Source organism: Bacillus sp. z33 (genome assembly GCF_058313615.1).
The window spans coordinates 921,296-947,599 of sequence record NZ_JBZFQN010000001.1; the positions used below are offsets into that span (position 1 = coordinate 921,296).

Genomic DNA, 26,304 nt, shown 5'->3' on the forward strand with positions numbered 1-26,304 from the left:
ATTTATGAAATCATACCTAGTCATTGGAGCAGGAAGATTTGGTACAGGCATCGTAAAAGAGTTATACAGTCAACATTGTGAAGTCATTGTTTCTGATCGGGATGAAAAAAATCTAGAAAGCTTAGATGAATATTCGACTCATGCAATCGTCGGCGACTTCCGTGATCCACTCGTGCTCGATGAATTAAAAATCGATCAGTTCAATGCAGTTTTTGTCGCGATAGGTTCTGATGCCTTTTCAGCTATTTTAATTACGAAGAAATTGAAAGAAAGAAAAGCAAAAAAGATTATCGCTAAAGCCAATAACCGAGAAATTGGGGAGATTCTAAAAAGCCTTGGTGCGGATCGCATTATCTTGCCAGAGGAAGAAGCAGGACGAAAAGTCGCACGCCAGGAATTATTAACAGGTGTTATAGAATATATTGAAATCACTAAAGATATTTCTGCAATTGAAATGGAAGTACCTGAAATGATGCATGGAAAGTCCTTGAACGAGCTTAATTTTTCACGGAAATTCGACATAACCGTATCCTTGGTCCTTCGTAATGGCTTGCCTATATTATCTCATTTTGCTGATCTCAAATTGCAAGAGGGAGATGACTTCTTACTAATCGGTTCCAATGCCAGTATTGAAAAATTTAAAAAGAAATATAAATAAGACAGTTTGCCTGTTAATCACGCATGTGAAACAGATTATGTTCCCTGTTATCCCCTAGATAGTACACGTTCTACCGGTGAAAATAGAATAGTTTTCTGTAACATGTTAAACAAGCACCATATGACCGGAATCACATTGAATTCTATAATGATTCGATGGATTCCATTCTTTTTATTTCATGCTTCTATCTGATCCCCTATCTCATTCACCATTTACTTACTTTTAATTCCATACATCCTCCAAATGAACGTACTAGTTTAATCACTTTTAAAAATACAACCTATGAAATTAGCAAAATAAAAAAGCTCCCCTTAGATAAACAGTTATTTGTCTGTTTGCCTAAGGGGAGCATTTCACATAAATATTTATTTAACTTTCATTACTGTAATAGGAAATGATTAGTAAGCAGACCAACCTGCATCAGCAGCGATTACGACACCATTAATATAGGAAGATTCTTTACTTGCCAGGAACAGAGCAATGTCTGCAATTTCTTCTGGTTTAGCGGCACGCGGCATTAAATTTACACCACGTGTAGCATATTGCAATCCTTCCATATCCATGCCATCCGTTGAGCTAGTTAACCCAGTTTCAACTTGAGCCGGTGCGATTCCATTGCAACGAATACCTTGTGGCCCATAATGTGAAGCGATATTCTTTGTCATGCCTGTGACAGCATGTTTAGCCGCAGTATAAGTAAATCCTCCACGTCCGCCTGTTAAACCTGTAATAGAGGAAAGATTCACAATCACGCCGCTTCCCTGTGCCTGGAAGTAAGGTAACACTTTACGGGTACTGCGCATGACACCGCCAACATTGATGTCCATAACCCTGCTCCAAACTGCATCTTCTACATTATGAGCAGCCTGCATTCTATCTAATACACCGGCACAGTTGACTAAAATATCAACGCGATCAAATGCAGCTACTGTTTCTTCTACCATTTTTTGAACATCTTCTTCAACTGCAACATTAACTTTTACACCTATTATCTCGACACCTTGCGATTTAAATTCATTGACAGTCGCCTGCAATGCTTCTCCATTGAAGTCAGCAATTACCAGCTTTGCTCCTTCCTCTGCATAACGCGATGCAATTGACTTTCCGATACCGTTTGCCCCGCCTGTAATAATAGCTACTTGATTTTGTAATCTTCCCATTGTTCATCCTCCTAAGCATTTTTAATAATTTTTTAATTAGCTGTTTGCATGTTAAACTACTAATCCGAGCGATGTATTCTACAGTTTCCTTCTATGGATGATTTATTCATTTGGTAACTTTAATAAACATTAGATACATGTAGTATTAGTATCCTCATATATTAAATTTCAGGATTCATTTTAGAGATTCATCGCTCAAATCCAAACCACAAATCGGGCTTACTAAAGATCACTGATCTGCTTTTCTTTTGAATTATGTATTTCTCTATTACAATTAAACTATACATGATAGATTTTTAAATTTCAAAACATTCATGTTATTTTATAATAATTATTTTTGCCTAATGAAATGAACAGTTGCAATAGAATTTAATACATTTTGGATAGATAATATACTAATTGTTTTATAAACCTTGTATATAGTATGTCACTAATCGTTTTTAAAGCAGGACAGAATGCTGCCCATTGACTAGTAACAAACACATCCTTTTGAACTGTTATATTTCATAGAAAAGACCTTATTGCGAAAAGGATACAATAAGGTAAAATTTTATTATGTGCAAATTTAAATACAATCATATCACGCACTCACCCCAATATAGATTGTTACACCTACCTAGAAGGCATACCAACTAATAACTTAACAATCGATCTCATTGTACCTCTATCCTAAGTGACTATACAGATAAAGCCGCCCACTTCTTAAAATTCTGGTTAAATGCCTAATTTCTGCTTCTATTCAACAGAGCCTTCTGATCAACCAATCGTTTAAATTCTTTATCCAATGCTTCAAATTGGGAATCACCTGGTATTAACATACTCAATGTACTTAAGACCGCAGCTAAATTCGTTTCAACGATCATAAGTTCTTCTTCAATCTGCTTATTTGATGCAGGTATCTGTTCGTTCGTTTTCGGTTTGCTGGTCTCAACACGCCGAATGATCTTTTCATCAATAACCAATAGCTTATTACAGAGACGTTCAATCAAATATTGATCATGCGAAACAATTAATAAGGTGCCGGCAAATGTAGAAAGGGTCTCCTCTAATTGCTCTCTGCTAGGCAAATCGAGATGATTGGTCGGTTCATCGAGAATCAGTAAATTGTACCCCTCCAACAGCAATTGAATTAGCTTAATTTTCGTACGCTGCCCCATCGATAAGGAGGAGATGGGATCTTCTATTTGCCTTGCTGTAAACCCCAGGTTCGCAAACAGAGTTTTTGCCTTGTAAATAGAATCCCTGTCATATAGACCAAGCGCTTCGAGTGGTTTCTTATGGACAGGAAGATCTCCCACATCCTGACTTAAGTAACCGATTTTTAAAGTAGGACTTTTCCATAACTCTCCCCCGCTAACTGGCTCTTCATCTAAAATCATCCGTATTAATGTAGTTTTCCCCGCTCCATTTGGACCAATCATTCCAATAGATTCTCCATGCTTCATGTAAAAATGACTACTATGGAAAATGGTATGATCTTTATATTTCTTTTTTAAATTTTTTGCTTCCAAGATTCGTTTGCCACGCTTGTCAACCACCTGAAATTCAAATTCAATCTTCACATCATCAGTTGGCTTTTCTATTCTATGTTTTGCAAGCTCTGCTTCCAGCCTTTTTTGCTTGGATTTAACCTGTATATCCATTTTTTTAACCTTAACACGATAATATTCCTTTTTGCCCATCAGCTTTCTTTCAGAAGCAGTGCCTTGCTTTGTGGAGTCACGATGAGCTTTTTCTGACCAATTTTTTAATTGATTCATTTGCTTTTCTATCCGTTTGACTTCTTTTTGTTGATGAACATATTGATGCTGTTGAATTCTTCTATTTTCTTCTTTTTGTTTTTTATAGGCACTGTAATTCCCTGTGTACTCGTGCACAATTCCTTCCTCAATTTCAACTATACGGCTGACTGCCTGGTCCAGAAAATAACGGTCATGAGAGATCATAATGACGGCACCGTTGTACAATGCTAATTCGTCTACCAACCAATTAATCCCTTCCAGGTCCAAATGATTCGTTGGTTCATCAAGAATCAATAAATCTGGTTCGGTTGACCAAATAGATGCGAGCGCAAGCTTTAAACGTTCACCCCCGCTTAAATGATCCAAACGTTCTGGATCCCAGTCTTGCGCCCCTCCCAATCCAAGCTGACTCGTCAGCTCAAACATCCCTGCCTCAGCACCGGACTCCATCATGGATTGAAAGATATCGGCAGTATACTCAATCGATTGCCGTAAATACCCTATACTGACAGTCTCTTTGCCAAACTTTATATTGCCTTTGTCCGCTTGGATCAATCCTGTCATGATATTAGCCAGCGTTGTTTTCCCCGTGCCGTTATAACCAATCAACCCGATTCTATCTGCAGATTTTATCTTCATATTTATATTCTTTAAAATAGTTCTTTCACCATAGATTTTCTTTATTTCTTTCAGACTGAGTATATTCATTCCAACCACCTCTTAAATTTGGCAATAAAAAACCCTCCAACAGAAGCCTGCTGGAGGGTGTATGAACAACGTTGTTTATCGTCAGAGGTATAATAAATAGGCCTGCACGAGGGGCAGTCGAATTCTTTTATACTCTTTTCAATGAAAGAACGTGGTATGGGCACACTAATCCAATTTTCAGGCTTCTGTTTTTTATTCAAAAAACATCGCGGAAAATCAAATTAGAATTTCATCGTCCCAATATCAGTCCTTCACCATTTATTATTTACAGTATATGTCAGTTGATTAAGTTATGTCAAATGGGTCTTTATCAATCTGATGATGAATGACAAAAGTCTTTCGTTATACCAAAAAAAAAGCAGCCTAAAGATTCTCTGATCTTTAAACTGCTTCTTTTGTTGTTACTTAAGATTCCATCCATTCAGTATGGAAGATACCTTCTTTATCTACACGCTCGTATGTATGAGCGCCGAAGTAGTCACGTTGCGCCTGTAAAAGATTCGCAGGCAATGTTTCAGCACGGTAGCTGTCATAATAAGATAATGCAGCAGTAAAGCATGGAACAGGAATACCAGCTTGAACAGCCGCTACAATGACTTCACGCAATGCTTCCTGATAGCTGATTGCGATTTCTTTGAAATAGTCGTCAAGAAGTAGATTATTAAGGCTAGGGTTGCGGTCATACGCATCTTTAATCTTCTGTAAGAATTGTGCACGAATGATACATCCGCCGCGGAAGATCATCGCGATATCACCATATTGAAGATCCCAGTTAAATTCGTCAGACGCAGCTTTCATTTGGGCAAATCCTTGTGCATATGAACATATTTTACTTAAGTATAATGCTTTTCGAATCGATTCGATAAAGGCTGCTTTATCCCCAGTAAATGCCTTCACTTCAGGACCTGTTAATATTTTAGAGGCCTCCACACGTTCTTCTTTTAACGCAGATAAGAAACGTGCAAATACCGATTCAGTAATGATAGGAAGCGGTACACCAAGGTCAAGAGCACTTTGGCTTGTCCATTTTCCCGTTCCTTTTTGGCCTGCTTTATCAAGGATTACATCAACCATAGGTTTGCCTGTTTCTTCATCTTTTTTCGTAAAGATATCAGCGGTAATCTCGATTAGATAGCTGTCCAGTTCGCCTTTGTTCCATTCAGAGAACACTTCATGAAGTTCTTCAGCGTTCAATCCAAGAATATGGCGTAATAATGAATAAGATTCAGAAATCAATTGCATATCTCCGTACTCAATTCCATTATGGACCATTTTTACATAATGGCCCGCTCCATCCGGTCCAATATATGTACAGCAAGCATCATCGCCTACTTTAGCGGAGATTGCTTTTAAAATCGGAGCTACAAGCTCGTACGCTTCCTTTTGGCCTCCAGGCATAATAGAAGGTCCTTTTAATGCACCCTCTTCACCGCCGGATACACCTGTTCCAATAAAATGGAAACCTTGCTTGCTTAGTTCTTCATTACGGCGCTGTGTATCTTTGAAGAATGTGTTCCCGCCGTCAATTAGAATATCACCTTTATCAAGATAAGGAGTTAATTGCGCAATGGTTGCATCAGTAGCTGCGCCGGCTTTCACCATAATCAAGATTTTACGCGGTGTTTCCAAAGAATTTACAAATTCTTCAATTGAGTAGGTAGGATGGACATTTCTGCCTTCCGCCTCTTTCATCATAGCATCTGTTTTTTCAGATGAACGATTATATACTGAAACGGAATATCCACGGCTTTCAATATTAAAAGCTAAATTCTTGCCCATTACGGCAAGACCGATTACACCGATTTGTTGTTTTTCCATCTGTAAACATTCCTTTCATTGTTTTTTCGCTATACTAAACCGTATTAACTTTAGCAATTTTACACTATTTGCGCAAGTACGATGAATTAGTTTTCCTTGTCATTCCGGGGTTTGGGGCGTTTTAAGAAATCCTTGCTAAAACTTGTGTTGGCGTCTACTTGATTGCTATTTATTTCTATCCCTTTTTGAATAATTTTATCCCCAAACTTCTTAGTCAACTTTTCCATAGCCGTATCCAATTTGACTTCTTTTTCGTCCTGAACAAACGAAAAAATGTCCAATTGTTTGATTGCTTCTTGTTGCTCCACAACTTCATTTGCTGTTACGCCCAATAGCCTTACAGGATTTCCATTCCAATGCTTTGTAAAAAGATCTCTTGCATGACCATATAAATCTTCGGCTTTATTAATTGGATTTTGCAAGGTTTTGCCTCGCGTTATGGTTCTTCGGTCCTTATAGCGAATCATAATTTGGACTTTCATGGTCAGCAGTTCCTTCTTCTTTAATCGGGCGGAAACTTTTTCACTTAAACGCTCCAAAACAGTGAATAATTCCTGCTGATTTGTTACATCTCTTGGCAGAGTCGTAGAATTGCCTACACTTTTAAAATCATAAATCGATTCAGGGTCTACTTCGCGTCTATCAATTCCATTTGCTCTTTCTTTTAAGCGTATGCCATTTATACCAAGCAGCTTTTTTAGAGAGACTTCATAGGCAATAGCCAAATCACCAATCGTATGAATATTTAATGTAGCCAGCTTTTCGGACGTTTTTTGACCAACACCATGCATCTCACCAACTGGCAGCTGCCAAAGTTTAGCCTGTACTTCACGCTTTCTCAGAATCGTAATTCCCATTGGTTTTTTCATATCAGAAGCGGTTTTGGCCAGAAACTTATTTGGAGCTATCCCTATACTGCATGGCAAATCCATCGTTTCCAAAATCCTTTTTTGAATCGTATGAGCTACTTCTACGGGTGATTGGTTCTCACAATAATCAGTAATATCAAGATAGCCTTCGTCAATGGACACTGGTTCCACAAGCGGTGTATACATTCGCAACAGATCAAAAATCGCCTGTGATGCCGTGCGATAACGGTCAAAATTAGGTTCCATCAGGATAAGGCCGGGACAGAGCTTCTGTGCCTGCCAAATAGGCATAGTTGTCTTGACACCAAATTTACGAGCTTCATAACTGCATGTGACAATAATCCCTCTTCTTTCCTTAGCATTCCCGGCTATTGCCAAAGGTTTTCCTTTTAATTCAGGATTATGGGCCATTTCCACAGAAGCATAGAAGCTATTCATATCCACATGTAAAATGACTCTTCCGCCTTTTTTAACTTGACGTTGTTCCATCTCTTTAAACCCTCTTATCCCTTATATTCACTGTTTAACTGGAGCTAAACACATTGTTTATGTAAAATTGCCACCGGTACAATCCAGTGGCATCATGCATACTAGCATTATTTAGATGGATTTGTTACTTCTTCGATAATCGCCAATACCATTTCGCCAAGTTTATTCAGCTCAGAAATTGGCATTTTCTCACTTGTTGTATGGATATCTTCATAACCGACTGCAAGGTTTACTGTAGGAATGCCATGTCCAGCGATTACGTTTGCATCACTGCCTCCACCGCTGTGAAGAAGTCTTGGTTCACGGCCAATTTTCTCAGCTGCTTTTTTAGCGACTTCAACCACATGATCACCATGGTCATATTTGAATCCAGGGTACATAACTGTGACTTCCACTTCAGCAGAACCGCCCATTTCAGCAGCAACGGATTCAAAAGCATCCTTCATTTTAGCAACTTGAGCTTCCATTTTTTCAGGAATCAAAGAGCGTGCTTCCGCAAGAATCTCTACATGATCACAAACGATATTTGTTTGTGTACCGCCTGCAAAGCGGCCGATATTTGCAGTTGTTTCTTCATCAATTCGTCCAAGCGGCATTTTGGCAATTGCTTTCGCCGCCATCGTAATCGCAGAAACACCTTTTTCCGGCGCAACGCCTGCATGAGCAGTTTTTCCTTTAATAATAGCTTGAACTTTTGCTTGTGTAGGGGCAGCAACAATAATGTTACCAACCGCTTCATCACTGTCTAATGCAAAACCATATGTAGCTTTAATAAGAGAACGATCCAATACCTTTGCACCAACTAAACCGGATTCTTCTCCTACCGTGATGATGAATTGGATTGGTCCATGTTCAATGTTATTTTCTTTTAATACACGAATGACTTCAAGCATAACGGCTAGGCCAGTTTTGTCATCCGCTCCAAGAATAGTCGTACCATCAGATACTATATAACCATCTTTAATGGAAGGTGTGACGCCCTTGCCAGGAACCACAGTATCCATATGGGAGGTAAAATAAATCGTGTCAACACCTTCTTTGGTGCCTGGTAACGTACAAATTAAATTGCCTGCTCCAAAACCTGTAAGTTCCTTTGCATTGTCTTCATATACATCGAGTCCAAGAAGGCTGAACTTATCTTTTAAGATTTTAGCTATTTGACCTTCATTTTTTGTCTCAGAATCAATTTGCACCAATTCTAAAAATTCTTGTAATAATCTCTCTTCATTAATCAATTGTCTTCCTCCTAACCAGGAATAAGTTACTTTATAAGTATACCGATGTTTCTTCCATAAGAAAAGAGTTGGCGCCCCGACATGGGGTAGACAGTTTTTCCCTTTATGAATGAATAATTCGAATTTATTCTTTCTATTTTTCAGAACCGATCTATTCGTTACATTTTTTGAGTCTTTAAGACTCTTTATTCAGCTTAACCTATTAGATATGGTGATAAGCATGTGCCCTGAAAGCTAATTTCCTCTCTTCCAAAAAAAAAGAGCCCAGAACTGGACTCTCAAATGGATCAAAGCGGAATATTTCCATGTTTTTTTTGCGGCCTTGACTCTTTCTTTGTCCGAAGCATCTCCAAAGCCTGCGCCAGTTTGATTCGGGTTTCCCTTGGATCGATGACATCATCCACCATCCCTTGACTGGCCGCGACATAAGGATTGGCAAACTTTTGGCGATATTCATCAATTTTTTGTTGGCGTACGGCTTCAGGATTATCACTATTATTAATTTCTTTAGCGAAAATGATATTGGCTGCTCCCTGAGGTCCCATCACCGCGATTTCAGCATTCGGCCAGGCATAGACCAAATCCGCTCCAATTGATTTGCTATTTAAGGCAACATAAGCACCCCCATATGCTTTTCTGAGAATCACTGTTAATTTGGGGACAGTAGCTTCCGAGTATGCATATAAAATTTTGGCGCCATGTCGAATAATTCCTCCGTGCTCCTGTTTAATACCCGGAAAAAATCCCGTTACATCCTCAAATGTAATGAGCGGAATATTAAACGAATCACAGAACCGAATAAATCTTGCCGCTTTATCGGATGAGTTGATATCGAGCCCGCCCGCCATATATTTCGGCTGATTACATACCAGTCCGACGGTCTCACCTTTTATTCTCGCTAAACCAATCACCAGATTCCGCGCAAAACTCTCTTGTATTTCAAAGAATGAATCTGAATCTACTACTTCCTTTACTACCTTCCTTACATCATAAGGGCGAATTCCATCATAGGGTACCAAATCAGCAATATCAGGACAATAATCATTTTCATCATTCCATTCACTGACAGGGGGAAGTTCTTTATTATTTAAAGGCAGATAAGAGAGAATTTTCCTCACCATATGTAATGTTTCTTCCTCTGTTTTTCCTTCAAAATGTGCATTACCACTAATGGAATTATGGACTTTCGCACCGCCCAAATCTTCAGAACTGATTTTTTCCCCTGTTACTGTTTCAATGACCTTTGGACCTGTAATGAACATCTGGCTCGTTTGATCGACCATAAAGACAAAATCAGTAATGGCCGGAGAATAAACTGCCCCTCCTGCACACGGCCCCATAATAACAGATATTTGCGGGACAACTCCAGAGTATATAACATTACGATAAAATACCTGCCCATACCCATCCAGTGAAGTGACACCTTCCTGAATCCTTGCTCCGCCTGAATCATTCAGTCCAATGATAGGTGCTCCATTCTTAGCCGCCAAATCCATAATGGACGATATTTTTTTGGCATGCATCTCACCTAGCGCACCCCCAAATACAGTAAAATCCTGTGAGAAAATATAGACCGGTCTGCCATCGATTTTGCCATAACCAGTTACAACTCCATCGCCCGGTCCCTTTATCTGATCCAAACCAAAGTCTTTATTTCGATGTTCTACAAATGTATACAATTCGACAAAGCTATTTTCATCTACCAAAATTTCAATTCTTTCTCTGGCTGTCAGCTTCCCTTTTTCATGTTGCTTTTCAATTTTATCAAATCCACCGCCAAGCTCGATGTCAGTTTTTCTGTCATACAGTTCGGTTATTTTTTCATACATATCCACTTATTTATTCCTCCCATTCGGGCTCTCTAGTAATTCTACTAAAACCCCTTGTACCGACTTAGGATGTATAAAAGCTATTTGAGTATGATGTGCACCGAGTCTGGGTTCTTCATCAATCATTTGCAGGCCGTTATTTTTAAGTTCTTTTATTCTTTCTTTGATATCATTTACTTCAAGTGCAATATGATGAATGCCTTCCCCTCTTTTTGTGATAAATTTTGCAACATTACATGTTTCATTCAAAGGTTCCAATAATTCTACCCGCGTATTGCCAGTGGATAGAAATGCGACCTTCACTCCTTGGCTTTCAATAATCTCCTCTCCTTCCTTCACCATACCAAAAATTCCTTCATACAAAGGAAGCGCTTTCGAAATAGAGTGAACAGCAATCCCAATATGATCAATTCCCTTTTGCATACAAATCCCCCTTTATCTTCCTATTTAAATAATAGAACATTCTTAATATTCTTTAAAGAAATTTTACCTAAATAGTAAATGAAATTTTTATACTTGAGGAGTTTTGCTAAACATAGTAGTATCAAATAGAAGAATATAAAGGGAGTGTAACTCTATGTCCAAGAAGCGTACACAAAAAATTATTGTATATATTATGATCTTTACGATGGTAGCAGTCACTTTATTATCTGGTCTTTCAGCCTTCTTATAAAATTAAATAAACCTCATCTAATTCTCTTTACGGAGAGTCAGATGAGGTTTTTTCGTACATGGCATGAAATAATTTGGCATAGAATGAAGGTGATTCAGAATTGTTATAGATATACACCTTCGTTCCAAGCGGGACTGATTCAAAAAGAGATTCGACCTCTTTATTTTTCATTCTGATACAGCCTGCAGATACATTTTTTCCAATCGATTCCTCTCGGTTCGTTCCATGAATCCCGTAAATTCTTCCATTCGTTTCATGAGCGTCCATCCCCATCCATCTTGAGCCCAGTGGATTTCTCGAATCCTTTCCCGGGATCCTCTTCCTGGAATATTCCGGATCTTTAAATTTTGTGATAATCGTAAATAATCCCTCGGGTGTGTCCTCATTGTTCTTGCCAGTTGCGATTGAAAATTGATATTTTTCCTGATTTTCAACAAAAAACACAAGCTGATTAGTCTTTTTATTAATCACAATAAATGGATCCCCGGGTATGGGATTGGGACCTAAAGGCCATATCGGCGACATTATATGCATCAATAACCAAAGCGACATCCATCTCATAATAAAACCCATCCTTTTATTGTTTAGGATGGGTTCTAAGCCTATTTTTCATTCATCTCTTTGATTTGGAATTTGGCAGCGGCTTTACTGTGCTTTTGATAATTAGATAGTCCTTTAATTCTTTAATGAGCTGAAAAAGGGCTGCCCGTTTCTCGAAATTCTCGAAGGAGGTCGGGATTTCTTTTTTCTTCAATTTTCCCACTAATTCCTCAAGCATATCTATGTATTCATGAGCTGTATTATGATGATGGACATTATCACTTAAAAAACCAATGTATTCTCCTAAATCATGACTGACTTCATCCCCTGATAGGTCCATCTTAGCCGCTAAAGGAAGTATTCTCTTTAGGATACTTAACTGTTTTTCACGGAGTTTAAAATAGTGATAATACGAGGCATCATCTACTATTTTATGATTTTCTTCTTCCAGTGCCGCATAATAGACAGCTTTCCGAACTAAATCTTCTGCTTCTATGATTTCTTTGCCGCTCCAGACACTCTTCCCAGTATCCAAGTATTCACTTAGTTCCTTCAGTATAATGCTATAGAGCTTTTCAATTTCTTCTCGGTATTTTTCCAGTTCCCGCTCCATGTTTGGCATATAAAAGTTAACCAAAAAAGCAACTGTAATCCCGATTACTACAAGTAAAAATTCATTAAGCAGACTTGCTAATGTGATCGACTTTGAAGCGTATAAATGTAAAATAATAACACTGCTCGTTACAATACCGCCAGATATGTTTAAAGCAACTGTAGTTGGAATAAAAAACAACAGCATTAATCCGATGGCAGGAGGTGTATAACCGAGAAGTTCAAAAAATGCATAGGAATAAACCATCGCTAATGAACAAGCAAAGAAACGTTCACCAGCAGCCCTAAATGATCGTTTCTTTGTTCTCTGGATACATAAAATTGTTATAATTCCAGCGGAGGCGAAGCTTTGGAGCCCTATAAGTTGGGCTACATAAATAGCAATGGGCGTTCCTATCGCCGTTTTAATGGTTCGATAACCGATTTTAAACATAATAGAAGCAACCTTTCCGGCAATTTGAATGCAAAAAAGACGCCCTGACATCAGACCATCTTTTTAAACATAGCATAAACTTTTTAAAGTACCTTTTGCAAGAAGTCTTTGGCACGGACGGATTTGGGTTGAGAGAAAAACTCTGCTGGAGGAGCATCCTCGACTATTACGCCCCCATCCAAAAACAATACTCGATCGGCCACTTCCTTGGCAAATCCCATTTCATGCGTCACAATTGCCATCGTCATACCAGAAGTCACCAGCGACTTCATAACTTCAAGAACTTCTTTTACCATTTCAGGATCAAGTGCTGAAGTCGGTTCATCGAACAGCATAATTTCAGGCTTCATGGCCAGTGCTCTTGCAATAGCTACCCTTTGTTTTTGACCGCCGGAGAGACGCTCAGGATACACATCCGCCTTATCTTGCATTCCGACTTTCGCGAGTAATTCCATTGCTTCCTTTTTCGCTTGCTCTTTTTTTACTTTGCGAACCTTTATTGGAGCATAAATAATATTTTCCAAGACCGTTTTGTGAGGAAATAGATAAAAGTGCTGGAAAACCATCCCTACATTCTGGCGCATGGCCAAAACATCTGTTTTTGGTGCCGTAATCTCCTGATCCTTTATCCAAACTTGGCCGGAAGTTGGTTTTTCCATTAAGTTCAAACAACGGAGAAAGGTTGATTTACCGGAACCGGATGGCCCAATAATAGCAATTACTTCCCCCTCTTTTATCTCTGTTGAAATTCCTTTAAGGACTTCCAGCTTTCCATATCTTTTATATAGCTCATTTACTTTTATCATCAATGCTGCAACCTCTTTTCAAGCATTTTTCCGATCAGCGTTAAAATCATAACCAGTACGTAGTAAATTAAACCTGCAAAAAGAAGCGGCTCTAAATATTGGAAGGTTTGACCCCCAACTTGATAGGCACGTCTCATGATATCCATTACGCCAATAGTTGTAACAATCGCTGATTCCTTTGTAAGCGTAATGAATTCATTCATTAAGGCAGGTAAAATATTTTTATATGCCTGCGGCAGGATGATATTGGCCATCATGCTGCTATATGGAACACCAAGCGCCATTGCCGCTTCCCTTTGGCCCTTATCGACTGCAAGAACTCCCCCACGAATAATTTCGGAAATATATGCAGCTGAGTTTAAAGAGAATGCCAGAACTGCTGCCCAATACCCTTCAATCTGAAAACCAAATAATTGCGGTGAAGCAAAATAAATGATCATCAATTGTAGAACTAACGGAGTACCTCTGAATATGGATGTATAAAAATCAGATATCCAAATAAGAGGTTTAATAGTCGTTATTTTGCACAAAGCTATAATCGTTCCAAATAAGAAGCCAAACAGAGCAGCCAGCGCTGCTATTTGTAAGGTCGTATAAACACCTTCCAGTATATAAGGCATGGAAGGAATAATATCTGTAAAATCAAGATTCATAAATTTTCTCCTATCTATTTAATAAAAAGAAAAATTCCAGAAAGGGATCTCTCCCTTTCTGAAATTTTCTTATTCAGCATTTCCGCCAAACCATTTTAGAACTAACTCTTCCAGTTCTCCATTTTCTTTCATCTTTTTCAGCTCTGCATTAAATTGATCGCGCAATTCACTGCCTTTTTTGAAAGCAATAGCAGATCCAACTTCTTCTGCATCTCCTTCAAGAAGGAAACCAGTTAAATCCTCATTCTTTTCAAGATATCCTTGTGCCACCAAATCTTCAATAATGGCAGCATCAAAACGTTCAGATTTTATTTCCTGTACCAATTCAGGAATTTTGTCACGGTTTTCAACTGTCATTTTTGTTGTTTTAGATAATTCCTGAGCTTTTTCTTCTTGAATAGAACCCATTTGTACCCCGACAGTTTTATTTTCCAGGTCTTTAACAGATTCGATCTTGTTAGCTTTTGAAGTGACAATCATATGGTTCGCTGTGTAATAAATATCAGAGAAATCCACATTCTTTTCACGCTCCTCAGTTGGAGTCATCCCCGCCATAACAAAATCAGCTTGTCCATTTTTTACGGCCGTTACCAAACCGCCAAAATCCATATCGACAACCTGCACTTCATAACCAAGTTTACCAGCAATCGCTTTTGCCAAATCTACGTCAAAACCAATAATTTCGTCACTTTTCGCTGTATCGATATATTCGAATGGCTTATAATCAGCTGATGTCGCCATTTTTAAAACTTTTTCATTCCCAGAACCACTATTTGATTCTTCCTTACTGCCACAGGCCGTTAATACTGAAACACTCAATACTACTGTCAATAAACTAAGTAACCACTTTTTCATTATCCTTTACCCCCACTATATTATGTTTTCATGCTGATAGTATTATGGCTGTACACGAATAAACTACCAAACTATTTTTAAGATTTTTACTGATTATATATACAACAAATTGTATTTTAACACATAAATACTGTTTTGCAAAATATTTAATATTATATTAGAATAATCTATTTATTTACTATAAAGAGTATAATTCTTAAATAATCCATAAAAAAGAAGTGCCATGAATAGACACTTCTTTAATAAAAGTTATATTTAAATTATTTATAAAAATTATTTTTATTCACTTATTTTAAATATAGTTCCCTACATCGACTTAGTTTATATCGTTTACTTTTAAACTTCTTCACAATATTCATCAAAAGCTTTTTGCAGGTTTTCAATTACTTCTACTGGTTCATGCCCCTCAATCTCGTGACGCTCGACCATCTTAAGGATTTTACCATCCTTCAATAAAGCGAATGACGGAGAGGAAGGCGGATAACCCGTAAAATATTCTCTCGCTCTGGCAGTAGCTTCTTTATCCTGACCAGCAAAGACGGTTACCAAATGATCCGGCCTTTTATCATAATTCACTGCATGATAAGCAGCAGGACGAGCAATACCTCCAGCACACCCACAAACAGAGTTAACCATTACCAACGTCGTTCCCTTATTATTTAATGCCTCATCTACTTCTTCTATTGTTGTTAATTGTGTATAACCTGCATTTTGTATTTCCTCACGCGCCTGGCGAACCACATCATTCATGAATAAATTAAAATTCATGCTCACTTTTACATCTTCCTTTCTAACAGAGCTATCTATATAGTATCAGAGCAGCTGTATTTTATAAAATATTCCATTTGCAAGTTTAGTATCCTTGTACAGGGGAATAGTATCTTTAATTAAGAAGACCCCCCTATACTCCTAAATTTGAGGATAGCCAACCGGCTATCCAATTTTTATATATCACTATTCATTTTACTTATCTTTAGAGAGAAAATACAGTTGAAATAATTCCGTGGCTGCCTTTGAAACGATTTCATCTCCATTCCTAACCTTCTCTCCTACGATTGGCAAGAGTTCCTGCACCGCTTTATTTGCATAAAAGTGCTCCATGATTTGGTGTTCCAATTCTTTCTCAAACCACTTTGTTACCTGCCGCTTTCTCCTATTCGTGAATTCACCCGTTTCCTTTGTAAATCCGCAAAATTCAAGGATCGATTCCCATATTTCATTTAGTCCTTTTTTATGTAAAGCGGAGCAAGTAAATGTTTTTACTGTCCAATCCTTTGTGGCTGGTATATGGTCATGGAGGATCTGACGGTACTCTTCTTTAGCCCGACTAGCCAATCTTTCATTATCCCCGTCTGCTTTATTCACAGCAACCCCGTCTACTAACTCCAAAATCCCTTTTTTCATTCCTTGCAGTTCATCTCCGGCACCCGTTAGAGTCAGCAGCAAGAAAAAATCCACCATATCCCTGACTTCAGCCTCACTTTGGCCTACTCCAACTGTCTCCACAAGGATAACTGAATATCCGGCAGCTTCGCACATCATCATACTCTCCCGTGTTTTACGATGGACACCGCCTAATTTTCCTCCTGATGGAGTTGGTCGAATAAAGGCATTGGGATGCTTTGAAAGTTCTTCCATGCGTGTTTTATCTCCAAGGATACTGCCTCCACTAATAGAAGAGCTGGGGTCAATGGCTAGTACAGCTACTTTATATCCAAGCTCACATAAGTATAATCCCATATTCTCAATAAAGGTGCTTTTCCCTGCTCCCGGCACCCCGCTGATACCTATTCTGATTGAATCTCCTGTACAGGGCAGAAGGGCCTGCAAAACATCTTCAGCCTGTGTACGATAAGCGTCTCCTTTGCTTTCAACTAATGTAATAGCTTTTGATAACGCTTGTAACTGACCGCTTTTTAAGTTCCGGACAAGCGCATCAGTATCAATCGGCTTATCATGGACTCGCTTATATACTCTTTTCATATGTTGATTATAATCTGTCATTTTCAGACACTTCCTCATACCCTAGCCTTTTATAAATCTCTTTTACAATCCTAATAGCCGCTTCCGGTATGATGGTCCCCGGTCCGAATATGGCTGAAGCGCCATTTTCGAATAAATATTCATAATCCTGTTCCGGAATGACACCTCCGGCAATGATTACGATATCGTCCCGGCCAAGTTTTTTTAATTCACTGGCCAACTGAGGCAGGAGTGTTTTATGTCCTCCCGCTAAGGAGCTCATCCCTATGACATGCACATCATTTTCGACAGCCTGTTTAGCAGATTCCTCCGGCGTTTGGAACAATGGACCCATATCCACATCAAATCCAAGGTCTGCATAAGCCGAGGCAACTATCTTTGCACCACGGTCGTGGCCATCCTGACCCATCTTCGCGATTAGAATCCGAGGACGGCGCCCCTCATTAAGTAAAAATTCTTCCGTTAATTCTCTGACTTCATTTATTTTATCCGACCCCCGATAATGGGACCGATAGACTCCACTGATTGTTCGAATCGTAGCTCGATGACGCCCAGAAACAGCTTCAATCGCATCGGATATTTCACCTAGAGTCGCCCTCGCAATGGCTGCCTCTATAGCTAATTCCAACAGATTTCCTTCTCCAGTATGGGCTGCTTCAGTTATTGCAACCAGCGTTTTTGTTACTTGATCCTGATTACGCTTACCTTTGATCATCTCGAGCCTCTTAATTTGCTGTTCCCGGACCTTTGAATTATCAATTTCAAGAATATCAAATTGTTCTTTCTCTTCTGTCGTGTATTGATTGATTCCGATAATCACTTCTTCTCCCGAGTCAATTTTTGCTTGTCGACGTGCGGCGGCTTCCTCAATCCTCATTTTTGGGATGCCTGATTCTATTGCCTTTGCCATACCGCCAAGTTGTTCGATCTCTTCTAAATGAGCCCATGCTTTCTCAATTAAACTGTTCGTTAGAGATTCTACATAATAAGATCCGCCCCACGGATCTATGACATTGGTAATTCCAGGTTCCTCTTGCAAAAACAATTGGGTATTTCTAGCGATACTTGCTGAGAACTCTGTAGGCAACGCAATTGCTTCATCAAATGCATTCGTATGTAAAGACTGGGTATGCCCAAGAGCAGCCGCATGCGCCTCTATCAAGGTTCTGGCGATATTATTAAAAGGATCCTGCTCCGCAAGGCTCCAACCTGATGTTTGAGAATGTGTTCTAAGTGCCAATGATTTCTCATTTTGCGGATCAAACTGCTTCATAAGTTTTGCCCATAAAAACCGAGCTGCTCTAAGCTTGGCCACTTCCATAAAATAGTTCATGCCGATTCCCCAGAAAAACGATAAGCGAGGGGCAAATGTATCAATTGCAATGCCCGCTTTCAAACCTGTTTTCACGTACTCCAATCCATCAGCCAATGTGTAGGCAAGCTCCAAGTCTGCAGGTGCTCCCGCCTCCTGCATATGATAACCGGAGATGGAAATACTGTTGAATTTCGGCATATGTGCGGAAGTGTATTCAAAAATATCCGCAATAATCTTCATCGACATGTCCGGTGGATAAATATACGTATTCCGTACCATGTATTCTTTTAAAATATCATTTTGGATGGTTCCTGTGAGCTGAGCTTGTTTTACACCCTGTTCAATTGCCGCAGCAATGTAAAACGCCATCACAGGTAATACAGCTCCGTTCATTGTCATGGAAACGGACATCTTCTCCAGCGGAATACCGGAAAACAGGATTTTCATATCTTCAATTGAATCAATCGCGACGCCTGCTTTTCCTACATCCCCAACCACACGCGGGTGGTCCGAATCATATCCTCGATGAGTCGCTAAATCAAATGCAACAGACAACCCTTTTTGACCCATTTCCAGATTTCTTCTGTAAAAAGCATTCGATTCTTCAGCCGTAGAAAAACCTGCATATTGACGAACAGTCCATGGACGGTTTACATACATCGCTGCATACGGTCCACGGGTAAAGGGAGCAATTCCTGGGAAAGATGGAACATGTTCCACCTGATTGATGTCATCCCTGCTATAGAGTGGTTTTAAGGATATTTGTTCATTTGTTTCAAATACAGGACTGTCCGAATTTTCTTTTGTAACTTTCGGCGTAGATTCATGAGCGGCCTGCCAATCTATTTGTGAAAAATCTGGTTTCTTCATGCTTTTACCTCCCGCATCGATGAAAGAATCGTTAATAAGTCGATCATATTTGTATGGCGGTCAATAATTTTCCAGTTTAATCCTGTACTTACTGAATTAAAATTCCCAGCTGCATAAATATGCATACCGTTGACTTCTTTGAGAGGCATTAATGGACCATCTAAATGATTTTCATCCCCACAAATAATGATATAATGAGCCTGGCTGTTTTTTATTGCTTCTTCCAACATTTCTTTATCCATGATTTCAGTCTTTTCTGTGTAGCTCAGCCCCCCGGCTGCCAATAGTTCTTTTGAAAAATCCATATACGGCTTAGCTTGAGAAACACTGCCCAGCCCAATTATCATAATTCTTGGCGCTTGCTGGCTTTTACTACCCCATGCAAGGTTCATCGAACGGATGGCTTCAAATTCAGAAGCTAAACGGATTTGCTCAAGAGGATATATCTCTTTTTCTCCTTTTTGAATAATGGGTACCGTTTTAAAATTCTGTACTATATCCGGGCGCTCTTCTTTTGGATTTGCGTATATATTTACACCAACTATTTTTTCTTTCTTGATGGCGAGAGCTGTTAATCTGCTTTTAGCCTGCTCCGCCAGATCTCTCTGCACACGCTCTCTCTTTAACTCCGAGAGAATACCACCCTTTTTCTCAAGTTTAAGAAATTGATCCCATGCCTGCTGACATAAATCATCTGTCAACGATTCTAAATAATAAGAGCCTCCGCCTGGATCAGCCGTTTTCATTAACATAGACTCCTCCTTGATTATATGGGGAATATTCCTTGCCAGGCGTTCCCCAAGCGAGCTATGTTTGGTTAACATCTCATCAAACGCAGTTATTGTAAGATACTGACAATTGCCAATCACTGCTGCCATTGCTTCGTTTGTTGCACGCAGGAGATTTACATAACGGTCAAAACTCGTTTTGTTTCTTTGTGAGGTCTGTGCATGAATGTCCATTTTAAAGGAATTTTCCTGCCCATAAGCTTTACCGATCGCATACCAGAGCTTTCGTGCCGCACGGAGTTTGGAAATTTGCATAAAAAATACAGAATCAATCGAAAATGAAAAAACCATTTTTTCTGCCGTTTCTTTTGGAGATAGTCCTGCCTGTATACCTTCATATACATAGTGCGCACCGAGAGATAATGCATACGCAATCTCTTTGGCGGCGTCTGCACCTGATTCATGATAAGGCTTACTATTAATTAGGATAGTTTTAATAGTTGGGGATGATTGATTCCAAAGTTTTATCTGGTGAAACCAACTAGATAAGACATTGTTTTCTTTAGTTGGGATAGACCCCTTTTCAGCCCATTCCGTAATAGGATCTCGCGCCACTGTTACCTGTTGACCAAATAGGCCCGGAACTTGGACTAGTTTTTCCATAAGGATTTCTTGCCGATCACCGGACAATAGAAATAAAGGATAGTTCTGAATCGGCAGACTATCCAATAGATTAATTAGGTCTTCATCAGGCATGCTATTAACATCAAAAGAGATTGTATTTTGTCCATTTGCTAGAGACTTGATTATTGTTTCTTTGAGATTTTCTCCTCGTGCTACTTGGCAAATTTTTAACGGTTGGTGAAGATAGCCATATTTATAGATTCCCCTCGTATAAGGTGGTTTTCCGGGTTCTTCATCTTTATCAGGGCCTTTATTATAAAGCGGTTTCAAAATAATATTTTCAAATGTTGGGGTATGTAACGTATCTACTCCTTTCCCCTTTAAAGATGTTGAAACTGCTTTTACCCACTCTTCTTCTGTTCCTTGTTTAAATCTATTAATTCTTGCATCCTTTATATTCATAGCTTGCTTTCTAAAAAAAAGAAAGCTCCCTCCCTTCACCAATTAACGAAATAGTATGTAAATTCATCTTAGCACGAGAACGGAAGATTTATCCAATAAAAGGAAGAATTAATCTATTAACAAGTGCCACACTTCCATTTATCCCCACTCTAAATAAGACCATTTACTAATCCTTTTCCATTAATGAATTTGTCCAAGCTCTCTCCTCTTAAACAATCATTTGTTCATCTATTAGTTTATTTCCTGTAAATAATAGAGATAGATCAATTCCCAGTCTGCATCCTTTCCAATTAATGAGGCTTTTTTCGGCAGTTCCGATTCATTCAGTCATTTATTTCTCGGGAAATGATTCAATGAAAAAAGAAGAGCCACATAACTGTGGGCCTTCTTTCTTCCAATTAATATATCGGTGTATGATCACTTGTAATGTTTTCAAGAATTTCTTTCACTCTGGCTAAGAATCTTCCGCAAACCCATCCATCAAGAACACGGTGATCTAATGAAAGACATAGATTTACTCGATCACGGATGGCAATCATGTTTCCCTCCATGACAACTGGTTTTTTTACAATCGATTCTACTTGAAGAATTGCAGCCTGTGGGTGATTGATAATCCCCATTGATTGAATGGAACCGAATGAGCCGGTATTGTTAACAGTAAAGGTACCACCCTTCATATCCTCAGATCTCAATTTACCGGTACGGACCTTTTCTGCCAATTCATTAATTTCACGCGCTATTCCTTTTATCGTTTTTTCATCCGCATTCTTAATAACTGGGACAAACAAGGCCTCGTCTGTCGCCACGGCTATTGAAATATTAATATCTTTTTTACGGATAATTTTATCCCCGGCCCACATGGAATTGATTTCAGGAAATTCCTTTAATGCTTGGGCAACTGCCTTTATAAAAAAGGCAAAATAAGTGAGGTTATAACCTTCTCTTTTCTTGAATTCATTCTTTAAAGAATCCCGGTATTGAACCATATTGGTTACATCTGTTTCGACCATTGTCCACGCATGTGGAATCTCCTGCTTGGAACGCAGCATGTTTTGTGCGATTGCTTTCCTGATCCCTGTTACCGGAATAGCCAAATCCCCTTTCTCTACCACCGAATCATTTATGCTTGCTTCCTGCTTTCCGACTGTTTCAGAGGAGATTTTAGATTTCAATGACTGCTCAGCACGGGTCTCCGGTTCGTCTTTTTCTGTTGTACTTGCATTTTGAACATCCGTACCAGCCTCAACCACGTTTAAAATATCTTTACGGGTGATCCGACCGCCAGTACCGCTTCCGATCACGTTTCCAAGGTCAATCCCATGTTCCTGGGATAATTTTAATACTGCCGGTGAATATCGTCCTTTATTGGATTGATCAGTCTGGATGGATGTTTTGTCTTTCTCCACAAAGTCTGTCTTCGCTTCCCTGGCTGTCTCTTTTGCTCCACTTCCCGATCCTTCGATTTGAATACTGCACATCACTTCTCCAACTGGAATTGTTTGCCCCTCTGCTGCAATCAGTTCTTCAATCAATCCTGTAAAGGAAGACGGAACTTCAGCATTCACTTTATCCGTCATTACTTCAGCAATCGGATCATATTTATTTACCCGATCACCTGGTTTTACGAGCCAAGTAGAGATTGTCCCTTCTGTTACGCTTTCCCCAAGTTGAGGCATTTTCATCTGTTCGATTGGCATTCGTGTGTGTCTCCTTCCCCGTTTTAGTTTAAAATTCTGCTAATTCTCTCATTGCTTTTTCTACCTTTTCAGGATTGACCATAAAATATTTTTCCATAGTCGGTGCATAAGGCATGGCCGGTACATCAGGCGCAGCCAAACGTTTAATAGGGGCGTCTAAATCAAAAAGGCAGTTCTCTGCAATAATGGCTGCAACCTCGCTGATAATGCTCCCTTCCTTCGTATCTTCTGTAATTAAAAGAACTTTACCAGTTTTAGAAGCAGCCTCAATAACCGCATCCTTATCGAGTGGATAGACCGTTCTTAAATCAAGAACATGAACGGAGATTCCATCCTTAGCCAATTTTTCGGCTGCCTGAAGGGCAAAGTGAATACATAATCCATAGGTAATAACTGTAATGTCATCGCCTTCTCTTTTCACATCTGCTTTGCCAATCGGCAATACATAGTCATCATTTGGAACCTGTCCTTTAATCAGACGGTAGGCTCGTTTATGTTCAAAGAAAAGAACAGGATCTTCATCACGAATCGCTGCTTTTAAAAGTCCTTTTGCATCATAGGGGGTGGATGGCATAACAATTTTTAATCCAGGCTGATTGGCAAAGATAGCCTCTACTGATTGAGAATGATACAAGGCGCCATGTACTCCGCCGCCGTATGGAGCACGAATGACAATTGGACAATGCCAGTCATTATTGGAACGATATCTGATTTTTGCTGCCTCAGAAATGATTTGGTTTACTGCCGGCATAATAAAATCCGCAAATTGCATTTCTGCAATCGGCCTCATACCATACATGGCTGCTCCGATTCCCACACCTGCGATAGCCGATTCTGCCAAAGGAGTGTCAATCACACGCTCTTCTCCAAATTGTTCGTACAGCCCGTTTGTCGCCTTAAAAACTCCTCCTTTTCTTCCTACATCCTCACCAAGAATAAAAACTTTTTCATCACGTTCCATTTCTTCTCTCATCGCCATAGTTATCGCATCGATATATGAAATGACAGGCATCGTTTACTCTCCTTTCGACTCAGCATACACAAATTTCAAAGCGTCTTCCGCTTTTGCATATGGAGCATTTTCAGCGTAATCTGTTGCTTCATTCACTATCTTCATGATTCGATCATTGATTTCCGTTTCTTTCCCATCATCCATAAGGCCGATTTCCTTTAAATAAGCCCCAAATGTGATAATTGGATCGTTCGTTTTTGCTTTAGCCACTTCATCTGGAGCACGGTAGCTGCGATCATCATCATCACTTGAATGTGGAGTAAGACGGTAGGAGATGGCCTCAATTAAAGTAGGGCCTTCCCCGCGCCGAGCACGGTCTGCAGCTTCTTTGACGACTTTATATACTTCAAGCGGATCATTTCCGTCTACGGTAACACCCGGCATTCCATATCCAATTGCTCGATCAGAAACCTTTTCACAAGCTAATTGTTTTTCAATCGGAACTGATATGGCATATTTATTATTTTCAACCATGAAAATAACCGGAAGTTTATGTACACCGGCAAAATTGGCTCCTTCGTGAAAATCTCCCTGATTTGATGACCCCTCACCAAAGGTTACAAATGTCACTAAATCTTTCTTTTCCATCTTTCCAGCCAATGCAATTCCGACTGCATGCGGAACTTGAGTGGTTACCGGTGATGATCCGGTTACGATCCGATTTTTCTTCTGTCCAAAATGGCCAGGCATCTGCCTGCCCCCTGAATTTGGATCTTCTTGCTTAGCAAACCCTGACAGCATCAGTTCAGTAGGTGTCATTCCAAAAGTTAGAACGACCCCCATATCGCGGTAATATGGCAGCACATAATCCTTATTCTTGTCCAGGGCAAACGCCGCTCCCACCTGAGCTGCTTCCTGACCCTGGCATGAAATAACAAACGGAATGTTACCTGAACGGTTTAATAGCCACATTCTTTCATCTATGCGCCGTGCCAACAGCATTGTTTCATATATTTTCACTACCGTTTCATCTGTTAAACCAAGGGCCTCATGCTTACTTTTTGTCATTAATTAAACCTCCTCTTTGTTCGTTCTATATTTTTCAAGAATGAAGTGCTTTACCATCAACAGCCAAAGCTGCTTCCCCAATCGCTTCTGTTAATGAAGGATGTGGATGAATAGCTTCTGCTACCTCCCAAGCCGTTGCATTTAAAACCAAGGCCAAGCCGGCCTCAGAAATCATATCTGTAACATGTGGACCAATCATATGTACACCAAGCAGATCATCCGTTTCTTTATCGGATATCATTTTCACAAAGCCGTCCGATTCTCCGAAGACCAATGCCTTGCCAATCGCCTTGAATGGGAATTTCCCCACCTTTACCTTATGGCCGCGCTGAATAGCCTCTTCTTCTGTAATCCCCACACTTGCTGCTTCGGGACTGCTGTATATACATCTTGTGATTAAATCATATTGGAGGGGGTGCGGATTTTCATTTGCGATATGCTCTACCGCCGTGATTCCCTCGTGGCTTGCCACATGTGCCAATTGCAAACCTCCAATAACATCACCAATGGCATAAATATGCGATTCCTCTGTTTGATAAAACTCATTAACCGCTATTACACCCTTTTCGACCTTAATATCTGTATTTTGTAAGCCAATACCCTCTACATTTGCCTGTCTGCCTACAGAAACAAGGATTTTTTCTGCCTGATATTCTTCCATTTTCCCATTCCGTTCGGCAGAGATGGATACCCCCTGTTCAGTTCGCAGTGTTTCAGGCTTCACTTTTGCATGGGTTAGAATCTTAATCCCTTTTTTCTTCAAGAGCCGTTGCATCTCTTTTGAAATATCTCTATCTTCTGTTGGTATAATGCGCTCAGCATACTCAAGAATTGTTACATCCACTCCAAAATCCGCCATCATAGATGCCCACTCGACGCCTATGACCCCACCTCCAATAACAAGTAAGGAAGACGGTAGTTCGGTTAACTGTAAAGCTTCATCTGAAGACATAACAAAGTCACCGTCAACTTTTAAACCTGGCAAGGATTTCGGCCTTGATCCTGTAGCAATTATGACATTTTTCGGTATTAACATTTCATTTTCCGTTCCATTATTCATCTCTACAGAAATGGTCCCCGGCATCGGTGAAAAAATAGAGGGTCCTAAAATACGCCCATACCCTTCATATATATCGATTTTTCCTTGTTTAATTAGATGGTGCACGCCTTTATGCAGTTGTGCCACGATTCTTTCTTTTCTCTCCTGTGCTTTAAGGAAATTTAAGCGGGGCTCTGATGCCTCCACTCCAAACTCAGCTGCATGTTTAACCGTTTGATAGACCTCAGCACTGCGTAATAGTGCTTTTGATGGAATGCATCCGGCATGCAGACATGTTCCGCCTAATTTCCCTTTTTCGACAATCGCTGTTTTTAAACCGAGCTGTGAAGCTCGAATAGCCGCTACATAGCCGCCGGTTCCGCCGCCCAAAATGACTAAATCATATTCCGTTGCCACTTTTAAATCCACATCCTAACTTTTTATATTCAATACGTTTATCTTTTATTTTCTCTAAAAGAGAAGCGC

22 protein-coding genes are annotated in these 26,304 nt (G+C 39.6%); 2 read left to right on the forward strand and 20 right to left on the reverse strand.

Annotated features, from left to right (window positions below):
* Nucleotides 1-4: 4 nt before the first annotated feature.
* On the forward strand, nucleotides 5-658 hold the full coding sequence (locus tag AC4G3L_RS04310; protein WP_491075737.1) for a potassium channel family protein: 654 nt from the start codon (nucleotides 5-7) through the stop codon (nucleotides 656-658).
* A 398-nt stretch (nucleotides 659-1,056) separates the two neighbouring features.
* Here the strand turns inward: AC4G3L_RS04310 and AC4G3L_RS04315 are convergent, their stop codons facing one another.
* From AC4G3L_RS04315 to mce, 7 genes are all read right to left on the reverse strand, one after another.
* Nucleotides 1,057-1,818 carry a glucose 1-dehydrogenase gene (locus tag AC4G3L_RS04315; protein WP_491075738.1) on the reverse strand — a complete coding sequence of 254 codons (762 nt, stop codon included), beginning with the start codon at nucleotides 1,816-1,818 and terminating at the stop codon, nucleotides 1,057-1,059.
* Between the two features lie 722 nt (nucleotides 1,819-2,540).
* A complete protein-coding gene (gene abc-f / locus AC4G3L_RS04320) occupies nucleotides 2,541-4,268 on the reverse strand; it encodes a ribosomal protection-like ABC-F family protein (protein WP_491075739.1) in 1,728 nt (575 codons plus the stop codon).
* A 405-nt stretch (nucleotides 4,269-4,673) separates the two neighbouring features.
* Nucleotides 4,674-6,086 (reverse strand): NADP-dependent phosphogluconate dehydrogenase, encoded by a 1,413-nt coding sequence (gnd, locus tag AC4G3L_RS04325; RefSeq protein ID WP_491075740.1) that lies wholly within the window; start codon nucleotides 6,084-6,086, stop codon nucleotides 4,674-4,676.
* An 86-nt stretch (nucleotides 6,087-6,172) separates the two neighbouring features.
* Nucleotides 6,173-7,444, reverse strand: coding sequence for a DNA polymerase IV (locus tag AC4G3L_RS04330; protein WP_491075741.1), 1,272 nt, complete (start codon nucleotides 7,442-7,444; stop codon nucleotides 6,173-6,175).
* Between the two features lie 107 nt (nucleotides 7,445-7,551).
* Entirely contained in the window at nucleotides 7,552-8,679 is a 1,128-nt protein-coding gene (locus AC4G3L_RS04335) for a tripeptidase T (RefSeq protein WP_491075742.1), read from the reverse strand.
* 287 nt (nucleotides 8,680-8,966) lie between these two features.
* Entirely contained in the window at nucleotides 8,967-10,508 is a 1,542-nt protein-coding gene (locus AC4G3L_RS04340; protein WP_491076236.1) for an acyl-CoA carboxylase subunit beta, read from the reverse strand.
* Between the two features lie 6 nt (nucleotides 10,509-10,514).
* On the reverse strand, nucleotides 10,515-10,931 hold the full coding sequence (gene mce / locus AC4G3L_RS04345) for a methylmalonyl-CoA epimerase (RefSeq protein ID WP_491075743.1): 417 nt from the start codon (nucleotides 10,929-10,931) through the stop codon (nucleotides 10,515-10,517).
* A gap of 154 nt (nucleotides 10,932-11,085) precedes the next feature.
* Between mce and prli42 the strand changes: the two genes are divergently transcribed.
* A complete protein-coding gene (prli42, locus tag AC4G3L_RS04350; RefSeq protein WP_139063836.1) occupies nucleotides 11,086-11,181 on the forward strand; it encodes a stressosome-associated protein Prli42 in 96 nt (31 codons plus the stop codon).
* A gap of 27 nt (nucleotides 11,182-11,208) precedes the next feature.
* Here prli42 and AC4G3L_RS04355 read toward each other — a convergent pair whose 3' ends face one another.
* The 13 genes from AC4G3L_RS04355 to lpdA form a co-directional block, all read right to left on the reverse strand.
* Nucleotides 11,209-11,742 carry a L,D-transpeptidase gene (locus tag AC4G3L_RS04355; protein ID WP_491075744.1) on the reverse strand — a complete coding sequence of 178 codons (534 nt, stop codon included), beginning with the start codon at nucleotides 11,740-11,742 and terminating at the stop codon, nucleotides 11,209-11,211.
* 52 nt (nucleotides 11,743-11,794) lie between these two features.
* Nucleotides 11,795-12,766, reverse strand: coding sequence for an aromatic acid exporter family protein (locus AC4G3L_RS04360; RefSeq protein WP_491075745.1), 972 nt, complete (start codon nucleotides 12,764-12,766; stop codon nucleotides 11,795-11,797).
* 83 nt (nucleotides 12,767-12,849) lie between these two features.
* Entirely contained in the window at nucleotides 12,850-13,572 is a 723-nt protein-coding gene (locus AC4G3L_RS04365) for an amino acid ABC transporter ATP-binding protein (RefSeq protein WP_491076237.1), read from the reverse strand.
* Nucleotides 13,572-14,225 carry an amino acid ABC transporter permease gene (locus AC4G3L_RS04370; protein WP_491075746.1) on the reverse strand — a complete coding sequence of 218 codons (654 nt, stop codon included), beginning with the start codon at nucleotides 14,223-14,225 and terminating at the stop codon, nucleotides 13,572-13,574. Before AC4G3L_RS04370 ends, AC4G3L_RS04365 begins: the two co-directional genes overlap by 1 nt.
* Before the next feature lie 69 nt (nucleotides 14,226-14,294).
* Nucleotides 14,295-15,080 (reverse strand): transporter substrate-binding domain-containing protein, encoded by a 786-nt coding sequence (locus tag AC4G3L_RS04375; RefSeq protein ID WP_491075747.1) that lies wholly within the window; start codon nucleotides 15,078-15,080, stop codon nucleotides 14,295-14,297.
* A gap of 336 nt (nucleotides 15,081-15,416) precedes the next feature.
* Complete coding sequence (locus AC4G3L_RS04380) at nucleotides 15,417-15,854, reverse strand: BrxA/BrxB family bacilliredoxin (RefSeq protein WP_491075748.1); 438 nt, start codon at nucleotides 15,852-15,854, stop codon at nucleotides 15,417-15,419.
* 189 nt (nucleotides 15,855-16,043) lie between these two features.
* Nucleotides 16,044-17,084, reverse strand: coding sequence for a methylmalonyl Co-A mutase-associated GTPase MeaB (meaB, locus tag AC4G3L_RS04385; protein WP_491075749.1), 1,041 nt, complete (start codon nucleotides 17,082-17,084; stop codon nucleotides 16,044-16,046).
* Nucleotides 17,071-19,248, reverse strand: coding sequence for a methylmalonyl-CoA mutase (gene scpA, locus AC4G3L_RS04390; protein ID WP_491075750.1), 2,178 nt, complete (start codon nucleotides 19,246-19,248; stop codon nucleotides 17,071-17,073). Before scpA ends, meaB begins: the two co-directional genes overlap by 14 nt.
* Nucleotides 19,245-21,062, reverse strand: a complete 1,818-nt coding sequence (locus AC4G3L_RS04395; protein WP_491075751.1) for a methylmalonyl-CoA mutase family protein — start codon at nucleotides 21,060-21,062, stop codon at nucleotides 19,245-19,247. Before AC4G3L_RS04395 ends, scpA begins: the two co-directional genes overlap by 4 nt.
* A 398-nt stretch (nucleotides 21,063-21,460) precedes the next feature.
* The gene (locus AC4G3L_RS04400) at nucleotides 21,461-22,759 is read right to left on the reverse strand and encodes a dihydrolipoamide acetyltransferase family protein (RefSeq protein ID WP_491075752.1); all 1,299 of its coding nucleotides are present in this window, start codon (nucleotides 22,757-22,759) and stop codon (nucleotides 21,461-21,463) included.
* 28 nt (nucleotides 22,760-22,787) lie between these two features.
* Entirely contained in the window at nucleotides 22,788-23,771 is a 984-nt protein-coding gene (locus AC4G3L_RS04405) for an alpha-ketoacid dehydrogenase subunit beta (RefSeq protein ID WP_491075753.1), read from the reverse strand.
* A 3-nt stretch (nucleotides 23,772-23,774) separates the two neighbouring features.
* Nucleotides 23,775-24,779 carry a thiamine pyrophosphate-dependent dehydrogenase E1 component subunit alpha gene (locus AC4G3L_RS04410; RefSeq protein WP_491075754.1) on the reverse strand — a complete coding sequence of 335 codons (1,005 nt, stop codon included), beginning with the start codon at nucleotides 24,777-24,779 and terminating at the stop codon, nucleotides 23,775-23,777.
* Between the two features lie 34 nt (nucleotides 24,780-24,813).
* Nucleotides 24,814-26,235: a dihydrolipoyl dehydrogenase gene (lpdA, locus tag AC4G3L_RS04415; RefSeq protein ID WP_491075755.1), complete on the reverse strand. Its 1,422-nt coding sequence runs from the start codon at nucleotides 26,233-26,235 to the stop codon at nucleotides 24,814-24,816.
* Nucleotides 26,236-26,304 lie beyond the last annotated feature (69 nt).